Source organism: Polaromonas sp. P1_F2 (genome assembly GCF_056405735.1).
Window position 1 is genome coordinate 327,550 of the sequence record NZ_JBFUBN010000003.1, and the last position, 18,306, is coordinate 345,855.

Consider the following 18,306-nt stretch of genomic DNA (forward strand, 5'->3'; position numbering starts at 1 on the left):
TCCGTCCGGGGTCCGTTTTGCTCGGTTTGGGGCTGCTGCCGGTTGCTGCTTTTGCCCTGACCGCCTCAGTCACAGCTGTGATTCCGGCTCAGGGTATTTACCCAGGTGAAACCGCGATATTGCGTATCGCGCTGTCGAACAGCGACCCGGTCGCGGCGACCAACGTGGCCTTCAGCAACAGCCTGCCTGGCCTGTTGCCCAACGGCCTCAAGGTGGCCGGCGCGGTCACCAACGGTTGCGGCGGCGCATTCACGGCGGCACTCGGAACCCAGGCGCTGGACTTGACGGGCGGCAGCATTCCGGCCGCCGCCGGCGGGATCGACGGCCAGTGCGTGATCGACATCCCGGTCACCGCCGGCACCTCGACCGGCAACGCGACCTCCTATGCCTACCAAATCCTCAATGGGGCAGTGACCAGCAGCGCCGGCAGCAACAGCGGGGACGTCTCGCAGACCTTCAACGTGCGGGCGCTCCAGCAGCCGCAGATTTCCAAGGGCTTCGGCAGTTCCACCGTGGTGCTCGGAGGCGCGACAACCAACCTGACCATCACGCTGACCAACCCGAACCCGGTGGCGATTGAAGGCTTCAGCATCACCGACAACTTCCCGCAGTTGGGCGGTAGCGCCATCATCAAGGTCGCGGCCGCGCCCGGCGCCAGCGCGAACTGCAGCAGCGGGCCCGCGCCCGCGTTCAACCCGGCGCCGGCGGCAGGCGCCACCAGCGTCACCGGCACCGGCGACATTCCCGCCAACGGCAGCTGCAGCTTCGTGGTCGCCGTGGAAGCGTCGCAGACCAACGGCCAGTACACGACCAACGCCCAGAGCAACCTGATCAACCGCAGCAGCGACTTCAGCAATGCGCTGGGCATTCCGGCGCAGGCCAACGCGCAGGCCAACATCACTGTCCGGTCGCCGCTCAGCGTGGCCAAGGCCTTTTCCGGCACCTCGCTGTCCAGCGGTTCCGCCGGCAGCCTCACCATCACACTGACCAACAGCGGCAACACGCCGCTCAACGTCACGACCTTCGACGACAGCCCGATCGACGGGCTGGGCGGCGTCAACCCGGCGACCGGCCTGAACGTCACCTCGGCGTCCACCACTTGCGCCGGCGGCGTGGTCACCGCCATCAACAGCAACAAGGGCGTCAGGCTGACCGGCGGCACCATTCCTTCCTCAAACAGCAGTTGCACAGTCACCGTCAACTACACCGGCTTTGTCCAGGCGTCGGGTGTTCCGGTGACCTACACCAACAACATCCCGCAAGGCGCGGTCGACGTCGGCAACGCGGCCATCAAGAGCCAGAGCGCCTCGGCCACCATCCTGGTGGCGGACGACCTGCGCGTGCTGAAGTCGGCGCTGCCGGCCAGCCCCGTCGCGCCCGGCAACCCGATCCAGTACCAGGTCACGGTGCAGAACTACGGCGCCGGCGCGATCAACAACTTCACGGTGACCGACAACTTCACGAACGGCCAGACCTTCCTGACCGGCACGATAGGCGGCATCAACTACACGCCGACCGTGAGCGCCGGCTGCGGCAACGTCAATTCCGCGAGCGCCCTCGGCAGCTCCTCGGCGGTATTCACGGTGGACACCCTTCCGGCTCGCGCCAGTGTCAGCGTGCCGGGCGCCTGCGTCATCACGATGTGGGCAATGACGTCCACCACGGCGGTCGCGTCGTCGGCGAACACGATTGCGGCCGGCGGCGTTTGCTACAACGCCGGCGCCACCTGCAACGGCGGCCCTTCCAACTCGACCGGCGTGACGACCAACGCACCCGTGATGGCGGCCACCAAGGCCTTCGCCCAGTCTTCCCCCGGCGCCAGCACCTTCGCCGAAGGCACCATCGTCCGCATGACCATCACGCTGACGAACAAGTCGGCGAACCCGCTGACCAACGTCTCGATCTCCGACACGCTGCAGCTGGCCAACAGCGGGGGCGGGCAGCTGCGCATCGCCAACCCGGCGAACGCGGCCAGCACCTGCGGCAGCCCGGTCATCACCGCGGTCGCCGGCTCCACCTCGGTGGGATTGAACGGCGGCACCGTGCCCGCGCGCGCCGGCAACGGCCTGGGCGCCGACGGCAGCTGCGTGCTGCAGGTCGACGTCGTCGGCCCCGCTGGCGTCTACCCGAACACCGCCACCGTGGGCGGCACGCAGACCTTCGGCAACGGCAGCACGCAGGCGCTGGTCCCCGTGACCACCAACACCGCGACGCTGACCTACACCTCGGCGCTGAGCGCGGCCAAGAGCTTCAACCCGGCCAACGTGTCCTCGGGCGGCAAGTCCACCGTCACGGTGCAGCTGCTGAATTCCAGCGCGCTGGCCCTGACCAACGTGAGCGTGACCGACCCCTTGCCCGCGGGCATGGTGCTGGCCAATCCGCCGAACGGGCAGACCACCTGCGCCGGCCCCACGGCCATCACCGGCGCCGCCGGCGCCAGCAGCATTTCCCTCACGGGCGCCAGCATCGCGGGCAGCGGCAATTGCGCCTTCCTGTTCGACGTGGTCGCCACCGGCGCGGCCAACTGGGTCAACACCATCCCGCCCGATTCCATCCTGGCCGACGGCGGCGTGCGCAACGTCGCCCCGGTCAGCGGCACCCTGCTGTTCACCCCGCCCACCGGCATCGCGGTCAGCAAGGCCACGTCCATCAGCTCGTTGACCTTTCCGGGCGAGCCCAGCCGGCTCACGATCAACATCGCCAACGGCACGCAGGCGGTCACCAACCTGCGCTTCACCGACTACTTCACCGTGGGCGGCACGGCGGGCGGCACCAATAACGGCTGGGTGCTGACGCCCAACCCCGCGCCCGCCACGACCTGCCCCGGCGGCGTGGTGACCGCGGTGGCGAACACGCGCCTGGTCAGCCTGGACGGTGTCGTGCTCGCGGCCAACGCCAGCTGCCAGCTCAGCGTCAACGTGACCTCCACCGTGACCGGCGGCAATACCAACACCATTCCGGCCGGCGCCATCGTGACGGACCAGAACCTCAGCAACGCCAACCCGGCGACCACCAGCCTGGCCATCAGCACCAACATCGGCCTGGTCAAGCAGTTCACGCCGAATGTGGTCAAGCCCGGCGCTCGCTCGCGTTTGCGCATCACCTTTTACAACCCGCTGTCGCAGCCCGTCAGCAACCTCGCCGTCACCGACACCCTGCCGGCCGGCGTGACGGTGCCCAGCGGCGCCAACCCGACGACGACCTGCCAGGGCGCGACGGTGTCCTCGACGGCCAACAGCGTGCAGGTTTCCGGCGGCACCATCCCCGCCGCGGCCGGCAACGTGCCGGCGACCTGCCAGGCTGAAATCGACGTGCTCGTCGCGGCGCAGGGCGATTACGTCAACACCATTCCCACCAACGCGCTGACCGCCAGCGCCGGCGGCAACCCGCTGTCGAACACGCAGCCCACCAGCGACACGCTGCGCGCGAAATCGCCGGTCGTGGTGCACAAGGCCTTCAGCGCCCGCACCCTGGACGCCGGCAACCCGGTCGGCTTCACGACCGGCTCAGACAGCAAGGCGCCCGGCGCGCCGGCCGTGCTGACCCTGCGTTTTGACAACCCGAACAACACGCCCCTGACCGGCCTCACCTTGACTGACGCCTTGCCCGCGGGGCTGGTGGTGGCGCCCACGCCCGCGGCCGCCACGACCTGCGCTGGCGGCAGCGTCGTCGCGGCCGCATCGGCGACCAGCGTGCGCCTGACCGGCGCGACGCTCGCGGCCGCCGGTTCCTGCACCGTCACGGTGAACGTGCTGAGCAACATCTCGGGCGTCTATACCAACACGGTTCCCACCGCCAGCATCACCACCAACGAAGGCGTGAGCAACGAGGAACCCACCAGCGCGCAGCTGGTTGTTTCCACCCCGCCCACCGTCGGCAAGCAGTTCTCGCCGGCCGTGATTCCGCCCGGCGGCACGTCGCGACTGAGCATCGTGCTGGGCAACGCCAACACCACCGCGATGACCTTGAGCGCGGACTTTGACGACGTGCTGCCCACCGCGCCCGGCCAGATCAGCCTGACCGGCACGCCCGGCATGGCGACCTCCTGCGGCGGCACCGTGGTGGCCGCGGCCAATGCCACCAGCGTGCGCCTGAACAGCGGCGGCACCATTCCCGCGGGCGGCTGCACGATTGACGTCAATGTGACCGGCCTCACCGCCGGTACGCACACCAACAACATTCCGGCCGGCGCGCTGCAGACCAACCTGGGCAACAACCAGGCGCCCGCCAATGCGCCGCTGACCATCAGCACCCTGGGCTATGTCTCGGGCAAAGTCTTCAAGGACAACAACCCGACGCCCAACGGCACCTTCCAGAACGGCACCGACACGCCGATCGCCGGCGTGAGCATTGAACTGCGCAGCGGCGCGAACTGCAGCGGCGCGCTGCTGACGACAGGCACCACCGACGCGCTGGGCAATTACCTGTTCGCTGGCCTGGCGGCCGGCAGTTACTCCGTGTGCCAGCCCGCACAGCCCGCGGGCACCACCAACGGCATCACCACGGCCGGCGCGATCAGCGGCATCAACGGCAGCACCGGCACGGCCGGCACCGCGTCCAACCCGACCGCGACCAGCAGCCAGGTCACCAACATCACGCTCAACGGCAACGGCGCGGGCGGCGAGATCTCGGGCTCGGCCAACAACAACTTCGCGGAAGTCGCGCCTTCGTCCATCACCGGCAAGGTCTTCAAGGACCTCAACAACAACGGCGTGCAGGACGGCGCCGACGACCCGCTGCCCGGCGTGACGATCGAACTGCGTGACCCCGGCACCAACGCGCTGCTGGCGACCACCGTCACCGACGCCGCGGGCGGCTACAGCTTCGCCAACCTGCTGCCCGGCTCCTACACCGTGGTGGAACCCACGCAGCCCGCCGGAACCTCCAACGGCATCACGACGGCCGGTGCCGTACCGAATGGCGGCACGCCCGGCACGGCCACCACGCCGGCCGTCACGCCCAGCCGCATCAGCACCCTCGTGCTGCCGCCCAACACGGTCTCATCCGGCAACAACTTCGCCGAAGTGGCCAATGGCGGAACGATTTCCGGCCGGGTCTTCCTCGACTACGACAACAACGGCGCGGTCAACGGCAGCGACCACGGCATAGGCGGGCAGACCATCAACCTGACCGGCACCGACATCAACGGCCTGGCCGTCTCCAGGATCACCACCACGGCGGCCGACGGACGCTACAGCTTCACCGGCCTGGCACAGGGCAACTACACCGTCACGCAGCCGCTGCCGCAGGCGGCGGGCACGACCAACGGCCAGACCCTCGCGGGCAGCACCGGCGGCGTGGCGACCCTGCCGGCCAACCCGGTCTCGGCTATCTCGGCGATTCCGCTGGCCACCGCCAACGCCGTGTCGGCCGACAACAACTTCGCCGAGATTCCCGGCGCCGCGCCCGACCTCGCGATCGCCAAGACCCATTCACCGGTCAGCTTTGCGCAGGGCTCGAGCACCGGCTTCTACACCATCACCGTCTCCAACGTCGGCACGGTGGCGACCTCCGGCACCATCACGGTGGTCGACACCCTGCCCGCGGGCATGACGGTGGCCGCCGTCGCCGGCGGCGCCACCTGGTCCTGCAGCAGCGCGGTCACTTCGGTCACCTGCACCACCGCCAGCGTGATCGCCGCGGGCGGCACCGCCCCTGTCTTCACGGTGCGCGTGGCGGTTGCCGCGGGCCTGTCCGGCCAGGTGCTGGTGAACACGGCTGTGGTTTCCGGCGGCAATGAGCCCGCCGGCTTCAACGGCAACAACACCGCCACCGACCCCACGGTGATCTCCGACGTGGCCGCGGTGCGCGGCACGGTGTGGCGCGACCTCAACCACGACCGCATCAAGGACCCCGGCGAGCCGCTGGTCCCCGGCTGGATCGTCGAGCTCACGCTGGGCGGCGTGGTGGTCGGTACCACCACCTCCGACGCCAGCGGCGCCTACGCCTTCCCGAGCGTGGCGCCCGGCTCGGGCTACCAGATCCGTTTCCGCGAGCCGACCAGCGGGCGCATCTACGGCCGCCCGGTGCCCAATGAAACCGGCTTGCCGTATACCAATGGCACGCCCAACCCCAACGCCAATCCGGCCGGCGCCAACAACACCGACGGCACCCTGCAGGGCCTGACCCTGGCCGCCGGCACCACCACGGTGGCGCAAAGCCTGCCGCTGGACCCGAGCGGCGTGGTCTACGACGCCGTGACGCGGCAGCCCGTGCCTGGCGCCGTCGTGACGCTCTCCGCACCCGGCCTCACGGCGGCCGACGTGATTGGCGGCAGCCTGACCCAGACCACGGGCGCGGACGGCGCCTACCAGTTCCTGCTGCTGGGCGGCGCGCCCGTGGGCGGCACGCTGTACACGCTGACCGTGACCTCGCCAGCCGGTTACCTGCCCGGTCCCTCGGCCATGATCCCGGCCTGCACGGCCACCCTGGGCGTCGGCCTGGCGCCGCCCAGCCCGGACCCGGCGCTGGTGCAGAACAGCAACTTCGCGCCCGGCACCGCCGTGCCGCAGCACAACCCCGCGGCCTGCCCCAACAACACGCTGGCCCTGGCGGGCGGCGCGGCCACCACGCAGTACTTCTTCACGTTCACCTTTGCCGCGATTCCCGGCTCCGCCAACGTGCTGAACAACCACATCCCGCTGGACCCCATCCTGGGCGGCGCGATCGTGATGACCAAGAGCACACCGCTGGTCAACGTGGTGCGCGGCGACCTGGTGCCTTACACCATCACGGCCACCAACACGCTGAACGCCGTGCTCGGCAACGTCAGTGTGGTCGACCTGATTCCCGCGGGCTTCCGTTACCGCACCGGCTCGGCCTCGCTCAACGGCGTGGCGCTGGAGCCGGCCATCAGCGGCCGCAACCTGACCTGGGCCAACCAGGTGTTCGCCGGCGGTGAACGCAAGACCTGGCGCATGCTGCTGGTGGTCGGCACCGGCGTGTCCGAAGGCACCTACACCAACCAGGTCGCGGCGCGAAACGCCCTGGTCAACGCGCAGATCTCCAACACCGCCACGGCCGCCGTGCGTGTCGTGCCCGATCCGACCTTCGACTGCTCCGACATCATCGGCAAGGTCTTCGACGACAAGAACGCCAACGGCTACCAGGACCAGGACGAACCCGGCATCGCCAACGTGCGCATCGCCACGGCGCGCGGCCTGCTGGTTACCAGCGACCACGACGGCCGTTTCCACGTCGCCTGCGCGGCGATCCCGAATGCCGACCGCGGCTCCAACTTCGTCATGAAGGTCGACGAGCGGACCCTGCCCTCAGGCTATCGCCTGACCACGGAGAACCCGCGCGACGTGCGTGTGACGCGCGGCAAGATGGTCAAGCTCAATTTCGGCGCCACCGTGCACCGCGTGGTCCGGCTTGAGCTTTCGGGCGCCGCCTTCACCAGCGAAAACGACAGCACCGCGCTGCAGCCCGCCTACCTCGCCACCCTCGAAAAGCTTCCCGAGCAACTCGCGGCCCGGCCGTCGGTGCTGCGCATCGCCTACCGCCCCGGCGGCGAGGCGGCCGGCCTTGCCGAAAAACGCGTGGCCGCGGTCAGCGAGCGAATACAGGCCTTGTGGGAGGCCAGGCGCAAGAGGAAAGACGGGAACGAGGCCGCCGAAAGCGAACCCCTGCATCCCCTGATGATTGAAACCGAGCTGGAGACGGCGAAATGAATTTCCGTACACATGCGATAGCCGTCGCCGCCGGCCTGCTTTGCGCGGGCGCATCGACCTGGGCCGCCACTGAAGTCAGCGGCAAACGAATCGACAACGGGCGCATAGACCTGTTCAGCGTGCCGCCGCCGGCGGAAGTGCAGCCGGCCATCGCCTACCCCATGCCCTCGGGCGTGACGCGCGAAGAGGCTGCTTCCATGCGCAGCCTCGCCGCGCAGGTACCCGCAAGCCCTGCGCAGGTCGATCGTTCACTCCAGGAGATCAACGGTTCCAACCTGTTTGTTTCCGGAAAAGCCGAACTGACACCCGAGGCCCGTGCGGTATTGGATTCCATGGCCGCGGGCATTGGCGCAAAAGCCAAAATGTCTTCGACCACACGCATTGCGGTCGTGGGTCATACCGACAACCAGCGCCTGGCGCCCGAGACCAAACGCATCTTCAAGGACAACCAGGGCTTGTCTGAAGCACGTGCGCTGGCGGTGGCCGCCTATCTGAAACAAGCTCTCAACAATCCGGCGATTAGTTATTCGATCCAGGGCGAGGGCGAAAGCAAACCGCTGGCCTCGAACGCGACACCCGAAGGCATGGCCCGCAACCGCCGTGTTGAATTGCGCGTGTGGTTCCAGCCCGCCGCGGTGGCGGCGCCCGTAGCGCTTCCCGCGGCCGCGCTGCCGCCGTGCACGCCGCAATCGGTCGGCCAGTCGACCGTACCCTTCCGCATCACCATCGACGGCGAACCGATCAACACGGCCGAGATCCCCAACGAGGCCGACGGCCAGCGCTGCGCCGACGTCGCACTCGAGCGGGCGGACATCCAGGTCCGCTACGACAGCCTGGCCGCCGTGCCGCTGATGAACGCCTGGGCGACACCCGGCACGGCCGTCAAGGGCGAGGCCGTGGAATTCCGCGCCTGGTCCAACTACATCCCGTGGATCAAGAAGGCCGAGCTGCGCCTCTTCCGCCCTGGGCAGAAAACCCAGGAGCAGCCGTTTGAGATCGTCCCCATAGCCTGGTCTGGTGCGAGCCGCTGGACGGTGCCGGCCAACACCGCGGGCGACCAGGTGTTCTACCTGCTGCGCGTGTACGACGCGCAGGGCCGCTTCGATGAAACCAGCCTCAAGGCGCTGAACCTGCTGGCGCGCGCCATGCCCACGAACGAGGACCAGGACAAGCTCGAACGCGAACGCCTCACCGGTTATGGCGAGAACAGCCTGGCCCTGCGCAACATCCCGGTGGCGGGCGGCACGGTCACGGTCAACGGCACAAACTTGAAACCGGGCCAGCGCATAGAGGCTCTGGGCCTGGAGCTGCCGATAGACGCGCAAGGCAAGTTCGCGATGAAGCAGATCATGCCGGCCGGCCCGCAGTCGGTGGAAGTGACACTTAAGGAAACGGACGGCAAGGCCACCACCTTCCGCCGCAACCTCAACATCGCGGCCGACGACTGGTTCTACCTGGCACTCGGTGATCTGACGGTCGGCAAGAACAATGTCTCCGGCCCCGCCAAGCTGGTGACCGGCGACCTGAGCCACTACGAAGACAAGGTCTACGTCGATGGCCGCGCGGCTTTTTACCTCAAGGGCAAGATCAAGGGCGAGTGGCTGCTGACGGCTTCGGCCGACACGCGTGAAGGCCCCATCGAAGACCTGTTCTCCAACTTCTCCAGCAAGGACCCCAAGTACCTGCTGCGCAGCATAGACCCCAACCTGTACTACCCGGTCTACGGCGACGACAGCACCACCGTGGACGATGCGCCCACGCAGGGCAAGTTCTTCGTCAAGCTGCAAAAAGGCGATTCGCACATCATGTGGGGCAACTTCCAGACCTCCTGGAGCGGCACCGAACTGATGCAGTATTCGCGCGGCCTTTACGGCGCGCAGCTGCGCCACCGATCCGAAGAAGCCACGGCCTATGGCGAGAAGCGCACGCAGATCGACGCCTTCGCGGCCGACCCGGGAACCCTTGCCTCGCGCGAGGAGTTCCGCGGCACGGGCGGCTCCATCTATTACCTGCGCCACCTGGACATCACCCAGGGTTCGGAGCGTGTCTGGATCGAAGTGCGCGACAAGGATTCGGGCATGGTGATAGAGCGCCGCGAGCTCGCGCCCACGCAGGACTACGAGGTCAACTACCTGCAGGGCCGCATCATCCTGCAGTCGCCGCTGTCCGCCACCGGCGGCGGCGCAGGCCTCATCATGACTTCGGCGGTCGGCGGCCAGCCGGTCTACCTGGTCACAACCTATGAGTTCGCGCCCGGCGTCACCGCCGTCAGCAACCTCTCGACCGGCCTGCGTGCCAGCCAGTGGATCAACGACCACCTGCAGCTGGGTGCCAGCACCTACCACCAGGGCGAGACCGGCTCCAGCCAGACGCTCAAAGGCGTGGACGGCACGCTGCGCTACAAGCCCGGCACCTGGCTCAAGTTCGAAGCGGCCCGCTCCAAAGGCCCGGGCAACGGCGCGCAGACCTCGATTGACGGTGGCTTCGGCTTCAACACCCTGAGCAGCGGCGCCATCCAGTCGGCCGGCGCTGAACGCCTGGAAGCCTCGGTCGACCTGGCCGAAGTGACCGACAGCATGAAGGGCAAGGTCACCGCCTACGCGCAGAACCGCGACCGCGGCTACTCGGCCCCCGGGCAGATCGGTATTGGCGGCGAGGCCGTGAAGCAGGCCGGTGCCTCGGCCGACGTGGAAGTCGTCCCCGGCACGCGCATCCTGCTCAAGGCCGACAGGCGCGATGGCGATTTGCAGGACAGCCAGAACGCCGAACTCGCGGTGCGCCAGACGCTGAACAGCGAATGGGAAGTCGCGGCCGGCGTGCGCGCCGACGACCGCTCCAAGGTCACGCCGAACGCCAGCGCCTTGCTGTCGCAAACTGGCTCACGCACCGATGCGCAACTGCGCGCCGATTACCGGCCCGACCGCCAGGGCGGCAAGCCCGGCGAAAAAGAAGACTGGGAAGCCTATGGTTATGTGCAGGGCACGCTCGAGCGCGACGACACGCGCGACCCCAACAACCGTGTCGGCCTGGGCGGCGCGTTGCAAGTCAGCGAGCGCGTGAAGCTCAGCGGCGAGGCCTCCAGCGGCAGCATGGGCGTGGGCGGTAAGCTGGGCGCCGACTACCGCATCTCCGACCGCAGCAATGCCTACCTGGCCTACACCGTGGAGACCGAAAGCCCCGACGTCGCCTGGCGCGGCCGCCAGGGCACGCTGGTCTCAGGCGCGAGCACACGCGTGTCCGATCAATTGCGCGTTTTCGGCGAAGGCCGCTCCGTCAATGGCGCAGGCCCGCAAAGCCTGACGCAGGCCTTCGGCACCGACTGGTCGCCCAATGACCGCTGGAACTTTGGCGCCAAGGTCGAGTTCGGCACTGTGTCCGATCCCCTGGCCGGCGACCTCAAGCGCCGCGCGCTGGGCGGTTCGGTCGGCTACAAAAAAGACGGCCTCAAGTACGGCGGCAACATCGAGTGGCGCCATGACAAGGGCAACATCTCGGGTGAACGCACGACCTGGCTCATGCGCAACACCGTCGGCCTGCAGGTCGACCCGGCGTGGCGCCTGCTCGGCAAGCTCAACGTCTCGCGCTCCAGCAACAGCCAGGGCGCGTTCGTTGACGGCAACTACCACGAGTTTGTCATCGGCAGCGCCTACCGGCCCGTCGACAACGACCGCTGGAACACCTTGTTCAAGTACACCAACCTGAACAACGTGCCCACCGCCGGCCAGCTCACGCCCTCCGGCCAGGCGGCCGACTACGCGCAGCGCAGCCAGGTTTTCTCGGTCGACACGATTTACGACGTGAAGCCGTGGCTGTCCGTCGGCGCCAAGTACGCCTTCCGCATCGGTGAACTCAAATCACCGGTGGCCGGCGGCGAATGGTTCTCCAGCCGCGCCGACCTGCTGATCCTGCGTGCCGACCTGCACCTGGTCAAGGAATGGGACGCACTGGTGGAACTGCGAAACCTGCGCGCCACCGAAGCCCAGGATGCAAAAGCCGGCGCGCTGCTGGGCGTTTACCGCCACCTCGGCAAGGGTGTGAAGGTGGGTGTGGGTTACAACTTCACGCAGTACTCGGACGATCTGACTGATCTTTCTTACCGCAGCCGCGGCTGGTTTTTGAACGTGCTGGCCGCGTATTGAGGGCAGGGGTGGGCACTGCGCCTGCCCCTTGTCTCTATCAACCCACACTTACAAAAGAAAGCGCCGCAATGAACACCTGATGCTGATGAGGCCGGCGTTGTAACTCATATGTACTCTTGATAATTCGCGAATATTAATTTGAAGGATTTTTTGATGAAATCGTGCGAAGGCAAGCCGGAACTCAAGCGTCTCATGTCAAGCAAAAAGAAGGGTTCGGTGGCTGTGCCAAGCGGCCCCGTTGCAAATAAGGCCTCCGGGTTTGCGATTTCAGCCACAGCACTCGCGGCGGCGCTGTTCACCGCATCTCCCCAGATCGCGCGCGCCGCCAACGAGTGCGGCCCAACAGTCGCTGGCGCGGACACGATCACCTGTTCGGGCGCGAGTTATGCCGGGGGGATCACTTACACCAACCCAATCGACGGATTCACGCTCAATCTGAACAACCCGGGCATGGCGATCTCGGGTACGGGTATTTCCATCACCTACCTGGCAGCGGGGCTTCCCGGTGACGTCTTTCTCAACGCCACAAGCTTCGGCTCCATCACAACCGCGGGCACCGCGATCTCTGTGACGAACAACCGGGGCATTGGGCTTGCTGCCTTGACCATGGATGGAGGATCTGTCACTTCGGCTTCTGCGAATTCGGCAGTATTGGTTACCGCCAACCTCGGAAATCCCGCCCGAGTCACGCTGAACGGCGGTCAAATCTTGAACACGGGCACCGGGTTCGGAATCTTGGTGCAAGGCCAGGGTGGCAGCGCCGCAGGCAACGAGTCGTCCGTCACGATCAACGGCGGCACCGTCCAGGCGGCAACTTCCGCCGTCCGGGTACAGGCTTTTAGTCCCTCATCCACAGGCCCAGCCAGCATCCGTATGACGGGCGGAGCGGTGCTGGCCACGGGCGGCAATGGCTTGTGGGCCGACGCCAATGGCAGCGGGCAGGCCCGCGTGGAGATGATGGGCGGCACCGCCACTGGGTCCGGCGCCAACGGCGACGGCATCCTTGCCCGGGCCAGGGTCGGCACCTACGCGGTGGACGTGGCTGGTGGCACTGTCACCGGTGGCAGTGGCTTCGGCGCCGCCATCCACACCTCGGCTGCCGCGGGTGGCACGGTCAACATCGGCGCGGGCGCAGTGCTCAATGCGGGTGCCTCCGGCGTGGCGCTGCGGGACGGCGACCTCGACCGCAACGGTGTCGACGAAATCGGCGGCAATTCGGTTATCACGACCGCCGGCACCCTGAACGGCGCCATCGTGCTCGGTGGCGGTACCGACACCCTCACCGTCACCGGCGGCGCGATCAACGGCAACATCACGGGCGACGGCGTCGACGCGCTCAATTTCAACCTCGGCACCAACAGCTTCACCCACGGTGCGGCCTATGCCATCAGCGGCATGAACGGCATCGTCATGAATTCGGGCACCGTGCGGCTCGACGGCACCGTGGCGGCCAACACCCTGAATGTCAGGGGCGGCACGCTGGTGCTCGGCAACACCGCCGCCATCACCACCACGGCGGTTGAAGGCGGAACCCTCTCCGTCAACGGCACGCTTACCGGCGCCGTGAACGTGCTCGGCGGGCGCCTGCAGGGCAACGGCAGGGTCGGCAACACGACGAACTTCGCCGGCGGCACCATCGCACCGGGCAATTCGATAGGCAAGCTGCTGATCGCGGGCAACTACGTGGGCAGCGGCGGAACGCTGGAAATCGAAGGCGTGCTCGGGGGCACCGGCTCTCCCGCCGACAGGCTGGTGATCACGGGCAATGCGAGCGGCACGACCAGCATACAGACCATCAACACGGGGGGCACGGGCGCGCTGACCGGATCGGGCAACACCGACGGCATCTCCATCGTCCAGGTGGGCGGTACCAGCGCGGCCACTACGTTCCAGCTGGCCGGTGGGTATGCCGCTGCCGGTCCCTACCAGTACCAACTGCGGGTGTTCGGCCCCGCGAGTTCGGCCGCCAGCCAGGCAGACCCTCTGCTGGGGGCCGTGCCGTTTTATGACTACCGCCTGCAATCGGTGGTGGACGCCAGCGGCAGGCCTGTTGCCGTGCCGCAGATCGCCGGCTACCAGGCCATGCCCACGGGTGCCGTGCGTTATGGGTCGTCGCTGCTGGACTCCGTGCACAAGCGGCAGGGCGAGTTGCGCGACCTGGCGGCAAGCCGCAGCAGCAACGGCGAAGGCGAGCGCGCGTTCTTCGTGCGTGTGAATGGCTCCCGCAGTGAAGTCGCCGGCAATCGCGCGTCGGGCTACGACCAGGACATCGACTACCTCCAGGCCGGAGGCTATGTGTTCGGCCGGGACATGGAAGACGGCGCCAGCTTGCGCATCGGCGGCGCACTCAGCCGCGGAAAGTCCAAGCTTCGGGTTTCCGCATCCAGCGCCCAGGTGGACTTGAAGGGCACCACGCTTGCCTTGACCTCGACGTACCAGGCGGTGGGGGGCTGGTATCTCGATGGCGTCGCGCAACTCACGGACTACAGCACCAGCATCCAGACCCGCGAGCGCGGCCGGGTGGGATCGCCCGATGGACTGGGCCTGGGCCTGTCGGTTGAAGGCGGCTACCCGATGGATATCGGTGGCGGCCTGGTCATCGAACCCCAGGCGCAGCTGTCCTACCAGAAGATCAAGTTCGACACATTCGTTGACGTGGACCGCATCACGGTCGACCTGCAGGACGGAGAAAGTTTGCAGGGGCGCGTCGGTGCGCGCATCAAGAAAGCCTTCAATCCCAACACGAGCCGCCAATGGACGCTGTACGCCGAAGGCAACCTGGTTCATGAGTTCCTGAAAGACCGCGGCATCACGGCCAGCGGCGTCTCATTCGCCTCGGATTCCCTCGGTACCAGCGCACAACTGGGGGCCGGCTTTAATGCCCAGCTTGGCGCGAACACCACGCTGTATGCCAGCGTGAACTTCAGCAAAGGCCTGAGCAGCGGGGCCGCGGACACCTGGAGCGGGAACCTGGGTATGCGCTTCGCTTTTTAGGCAGGTTTATAGCGCCTGTCCGGCGGCGCTAATCGTTGGCGGCCGAGCCGCCAGCTGAATTCAGAAATTCAACTCGGCGAGTTCGGCGGCAGTCAGGTCACGAACGCGCTTTGTCGATTCGCGGGCCTGCAACGTAATCAGCGCAGGGTCTGCCTGCGTCAACAGGTCCACCAGCGTGGCCCCTGGCGCGATTGCGTCTAGATAGCGAAGCACCTGCCCAATCGCCAACCCAGGGTCGCCCTTCTCCAGGCGATAGGCCGTATTGCGCGAGAAGCCCGCGCGCAGCGCCGCATCGGCCTGTTTGATCTTGCGCGCCTGGCGCAGGCGCGCGAGAAGATGCCCGAGATTGATCATCTCCTGCGCGAGCTGCGGGCTAAGCATTACGGATTGGTTTACTTTTATGATCGTCAAATCATTCATTATGTTGATAGAGATCGATTTAACGAGCATTTTTCCATGAAATTGCTACGTGGTCAATTGATGATCGATTAATCAAGCCTTAAAACAATATTGATTGATTTAACGAGCATTACCGCCGTGGTCAGCTGCGCTGACCGTAAGCTCCCAGTAGGTATAAACGCCAATACTTCGCAATAAATTAACTAATAAAGTAATTATCAAGTGTTTAATTTTCCATTTGGAAAAATAAACGATGTTAATTTTCCAAGTAACTCCATGCGTGAACTCCTTGATTCCACCGATCGCCGGCTGACCCGGCTGCTTTCCGACGACGCGCAGGACGGCGTGAACCAGCTGGCCGAAAAAATGCAGCTGAGCCCGCCCACGGTGCGCACGCGCCTGAAGGCCTTGATCGAAAAAAACGCCCTGAAGATCGTCGGCCTGCTGAACCTGTCGGAGCGGCCGGAACTGATTGGCGCCATCGTCGGCATCAGCGCCAACGCGCAGGGGCATCTTGACGAACTCACGCAAAAGCTCGCGGAGCTGCCCTTCGTGACCTCCGTGAGTGTGGTGACCGGCCGTTTCGACCTGATCGTCGAAGTGCTGGTGGCCGGGGATGTCCAGGACCTCTACCGTTTCACCAGCGAACTGCTTCCCAGGGTCGCCGGGCCCGGGATCATCAGCCGCAGCGAGACCTTTGTAGTCATGAAGTCGCGCAACAAATGGGTCAACCTGCCGCGCGGCTGCTGGGAGCAGGGCGCCGACGGTGGCGCTGAGCCGCCGCCCCCTCAGCCCGCAAGGGCTGAGAAATGAGCTCGTCCCCGGCGGATGTTCCTCCGGGGAGATTGTCAAAGGAGAAAGCAATGAAGATCTCGAATTCCCTGGCCACGGGGCTGCTGGCCTGCGCGGGCTTCCTCGGTGTGTGCGCCGCCGCCCATGCCGCCACCCTTGAAGACATTCAAAAACGCGGTGAGCTGCGCATCGCCGTGCAGACCCAAGGCCCTCCGTTTTCGATGATCGACAAAAACGGCGCGCGCACCGGCAGCTCGGTGGAGCTTGCCAAATTGATGGCCCAGGAAATGGGCGTCAAGGTGGTGTTCCTCGACCTTGATTGGGACGGGCTGCTGCCGGCCCTGATTTCCGGCAAGGCCGACCTGCTCGCGGCGGACATGACGCCCACGCTCGCCCGCGCGACCAAGGTCGCCTTCACCAAGCCTTTTATGTACATCGGGCCTGTTGTGGCGTCGAAGGAAGGAAGCAAATTCACTTCCACGAACGCCTGCAAGGCGCCCGGCACCAAGATCGCGGTGCTCTTCGGCAGCACCGGCGAGAAGCTCGCCAAAACCGTGTTTCCCAAGGGCGAGATCAAGAGTTACAAGGGCGGCGGAACCTTGCTGCTGGACGCCGTGAAAAACGGCCAGGCCGACTGCCTGCTCAACGACAGCTCCGCGGTGGCCGGCCAGGCGGCCGGATACCCCAAGGGGACCTTCAAGGTCATGCCGGAATTGCTGGCCAAGGAACCCCTGGCCTACGCCACCCGTTATGACTCCATGGATCTTTTGAGCTGGATCAACCTCTTCATCGACCAGACCACACTGGACGGCCGCCTTCAGCAAAACCTCGACTACTGGGTCAACACGCCCAAGTGGAAAGAAGAGCACTGATATCCCGGATATTCCAGGAACTGAGCACGGGCCCGGCCTCATGACCATGGTGTCGAATCCCGTGCCGCAAGCGTTTCAAGCCCTTCACATCGGGGCTGGCGCATGCTGTTAAACCTGAACTTCAGGGTCATCGGGGAGACCCTCCCCGATTTCTTCGGGGGCTTTGTCTCCACCTTGTCCATTTCGCTGGCCGCGTTCGCGGGGGCCGTTGCCATCGGCATGCTGGCCTGCGTGATGAGCCTCCAGTCTTCCCGCATCATCCGTGCGCCGGCGGTGGTGTATGTGGATGTGATCCGGGCAACGCCCTTGCTGGCCCAGCTGTATTTTTTGTATTTTGGGCTGCCGAATTTCGGCGTGATCATGCCGGAAATCATGATCGGCATCATCGCCCTGTCCATCAACAGCGGCGCCTACGTCAGCGAGATCATCCGCTCCGGCATCCATTCGATCCCGCGCGGCCAGCTGGAGGCGGGCGCCAGTTCGGGAATGACGTACTGGCAGCAGATGCGCCTCATCATTCTTCCGCAGGCCGTGCGGCCCATGGTGTCGCCGCTGATCGGGCAGGCCATCGTGCTGGTCAAGGACTCGTCCCTGCTGTCGCTGATCTCGGTGCTGGAACTCACGCGTGTGGGGCAGACCTTGGCCAATGACCGCTTCATGCCGGTCGAAGGCCTGGCAAGCACCGCCGTCGGCTACCTGATCATCTACTTCGGGCTCAAGCTGGCGGCCGCCGCATGGGTTCGCATCGGACAGCAGCCCGGGCGCTGCTGAAAGCCACGACCATGACTATGTTCTTCGAGCAGCTCTACGGCATGGCCCAGTACTACCCGGTCGTGCTGAAAGGCGTGGGCGTGACGCTGGCGCTGTCCTTCATCGGGATTTTTGCGGGAACGGTGCTGGGCTTTGTGCTGGGCATAGGCCGCGCCAGCCCGCGCAAGTGGCTGTCGTTCGCCATCGGGGCCTACACCGATCTTTTTCGCGGAACACCTGTCCTGGTCCAGGTGTTCGTCGTCTTTTTTGTATTGCCAGAGGCGGGCATCGAACTCGACTCCTTCACGGCGGGCGCCATTGCCCTGTCCAACATCGCGGCCTGCTTTATCTCGGAAATCGTGGCCGCCGGAATCAAGGCCGTGCCCACAGGGCAGATGGAGGCGGCCGCCTCCTCGGGGCTGAGCCGCTTCCAGCAACTGAGGCTGGTGGTGATGCCGCAAGCCACACGGATGATCGTCCCCTCCCTGGTCGGGCAATACGTGTTGCTGGTGAAAGATTCGTCGGTGGTTTCCGCCATCGGGCTCCTGGACCTGACGCGCTCCGGCTGGGTGATCGTGCAGTCCGTCCCCAACGGGCTGCTGGTGTTTACCGCGGTGGGCATGGGCTACTTTTTGATCTGCTATCCGCTGCTTTACCTGTCGCGGCGGCTGGAGAAGGCTTGATGAA

General features: G+C 66.0%; 8 protein-coding genes. 7 read left to right on the forward strand and 1 reads right to left on the reverse strand.

The window, feature by feature from the left end:
- Positions 1-77 precede the first annotated feature (77 nt).
- The 3 genes from AC1D0O_RS08525 to AC1D0O_RS08535 all read left to right on the forward strand — a co-directional run bounded on the left by AC1D0O_RS08525 (position 78) and on the right by AC1D0O_RS08535 (position 14,806).
- A complete protein-coding gene (locus tag AC1D0O_RS08525; RefSeq protein ID WP_477653103.1) occupies positions 78-7,673 on the forward strand; it encodes a DUF7933 domain-containing protein in 7,596 nt (2,531 codons plus the stop codon).
- The gene (locus AC1D0O_RS08530; RefSeq protein ID WP_477653104.1) at positions 7,670-11,812 is read left to right on the forward strand and encodes an OmpA family protein; all 4,143 of its coding nucleotides are present in this window, start codon (positions 7,670-7,672) and stop codon (positions 11,810-11,812) included. The genes AC1D0O_RS08525 and AC1D0O_RS08530 overlap by 4 nt, the downstream gene beginning before the upstream one ends.
- A 708-nt stretch (positions 11,813-12,520) precedes the next feature.
- On the forward strand, positions 12,521-14,806 hold the full coding sequence (locus tag AC1D0O_RS08535) for an autotransporter family protein (protein ID WP_477653105.1): 2,286 nt from the start codon (positions 12,521-12,523) through the stop codon (positions 14,804-14,806).
- A gap of 60 nt (positions 14,807-14,866) precedes the next feature.
- On the opposite strand, the gene AC1D0O_RS08540 is transcribed toward AC1D0O_RS08535, so the two are convergent.
- Positions 14,867-15,226, reverse strand: coding sequence for a helix-turn-helix domain-containing protein (locus AC1D0O_RS08540; RefSeq protein WP_477653106.1), 360 nt, complete (start codon positions 15,224-15,226; stop codon positions 14,867-14,869).
- Positions 15,227-15,481: 255 nt separating this feature from the next.
- Between AC1D0O_RS08540 and AC1D0O_RS08545 the strand changes: the two genes are divergently transcribed.
- The 4 genes from AC1D0O_RS08545 to AC1D0O_RS08560 all read left to right on the forward strand — a co-directional run bounded on the left by AC1D0O_RS08545 (position 15,482) and on the right by AC1D0O_RS08560 (position 18,302).
- Positions 15,482-16,018 (forward strand): Lrp/AsnC family transcriptional regulator, encoded by a 537-nt coding sequence (locus AC1D0O_RS08545; protein ID WP_477653107.1) that lies wholly within the window; start codon positions 15,482-15,484, stop codon positions 16,016-16,018.
- A gap of 50 nt (positions 16,019-16,068) precedes the next feature.
- Positions 16,069-16,869 carry an ABC transporter substrate-binding protein gene (locus AC1D0O_RS08550; protein WP_477653108.1) on the forward strand — a complete coding sequence of 267 codons (801 nt, stop codon included), beginning with the start codon at positions 16,069-16,071 and terminating at the stop codon, positions 16,867-16,869.
- A gap of 102 nt (positions 16,870-16,971) precedes the next feature.
- Positions 16,972-17,640 carry an amino acid ABC transporter permease gene (locus AC1D0O_RS08555; RefSeq protein WP_477653109.1) on the forward strand — a complete coding sequence of 223 codons (669 nt, stop codon included), beginning with the start codon at positions 16,972-16,974 and terminating at the stop codon, positions 17,638-17,640.
- Between the two features lie 11 nt (positions 17,641-17,651).
- Complete coding sequence (locus tag AC1D0O_RS08560; RefSeq protein WP_477653110.1) at positions 17,652-18,302, forward strand: amino acid ABC transporter permease; 651 nt, start codon at positions 17,652-17,654, stop codon at positions 18,300-18,302.
- The last annotated feature ends 4 nt before the right edge of the window (positions 18,303-18,306 follow it).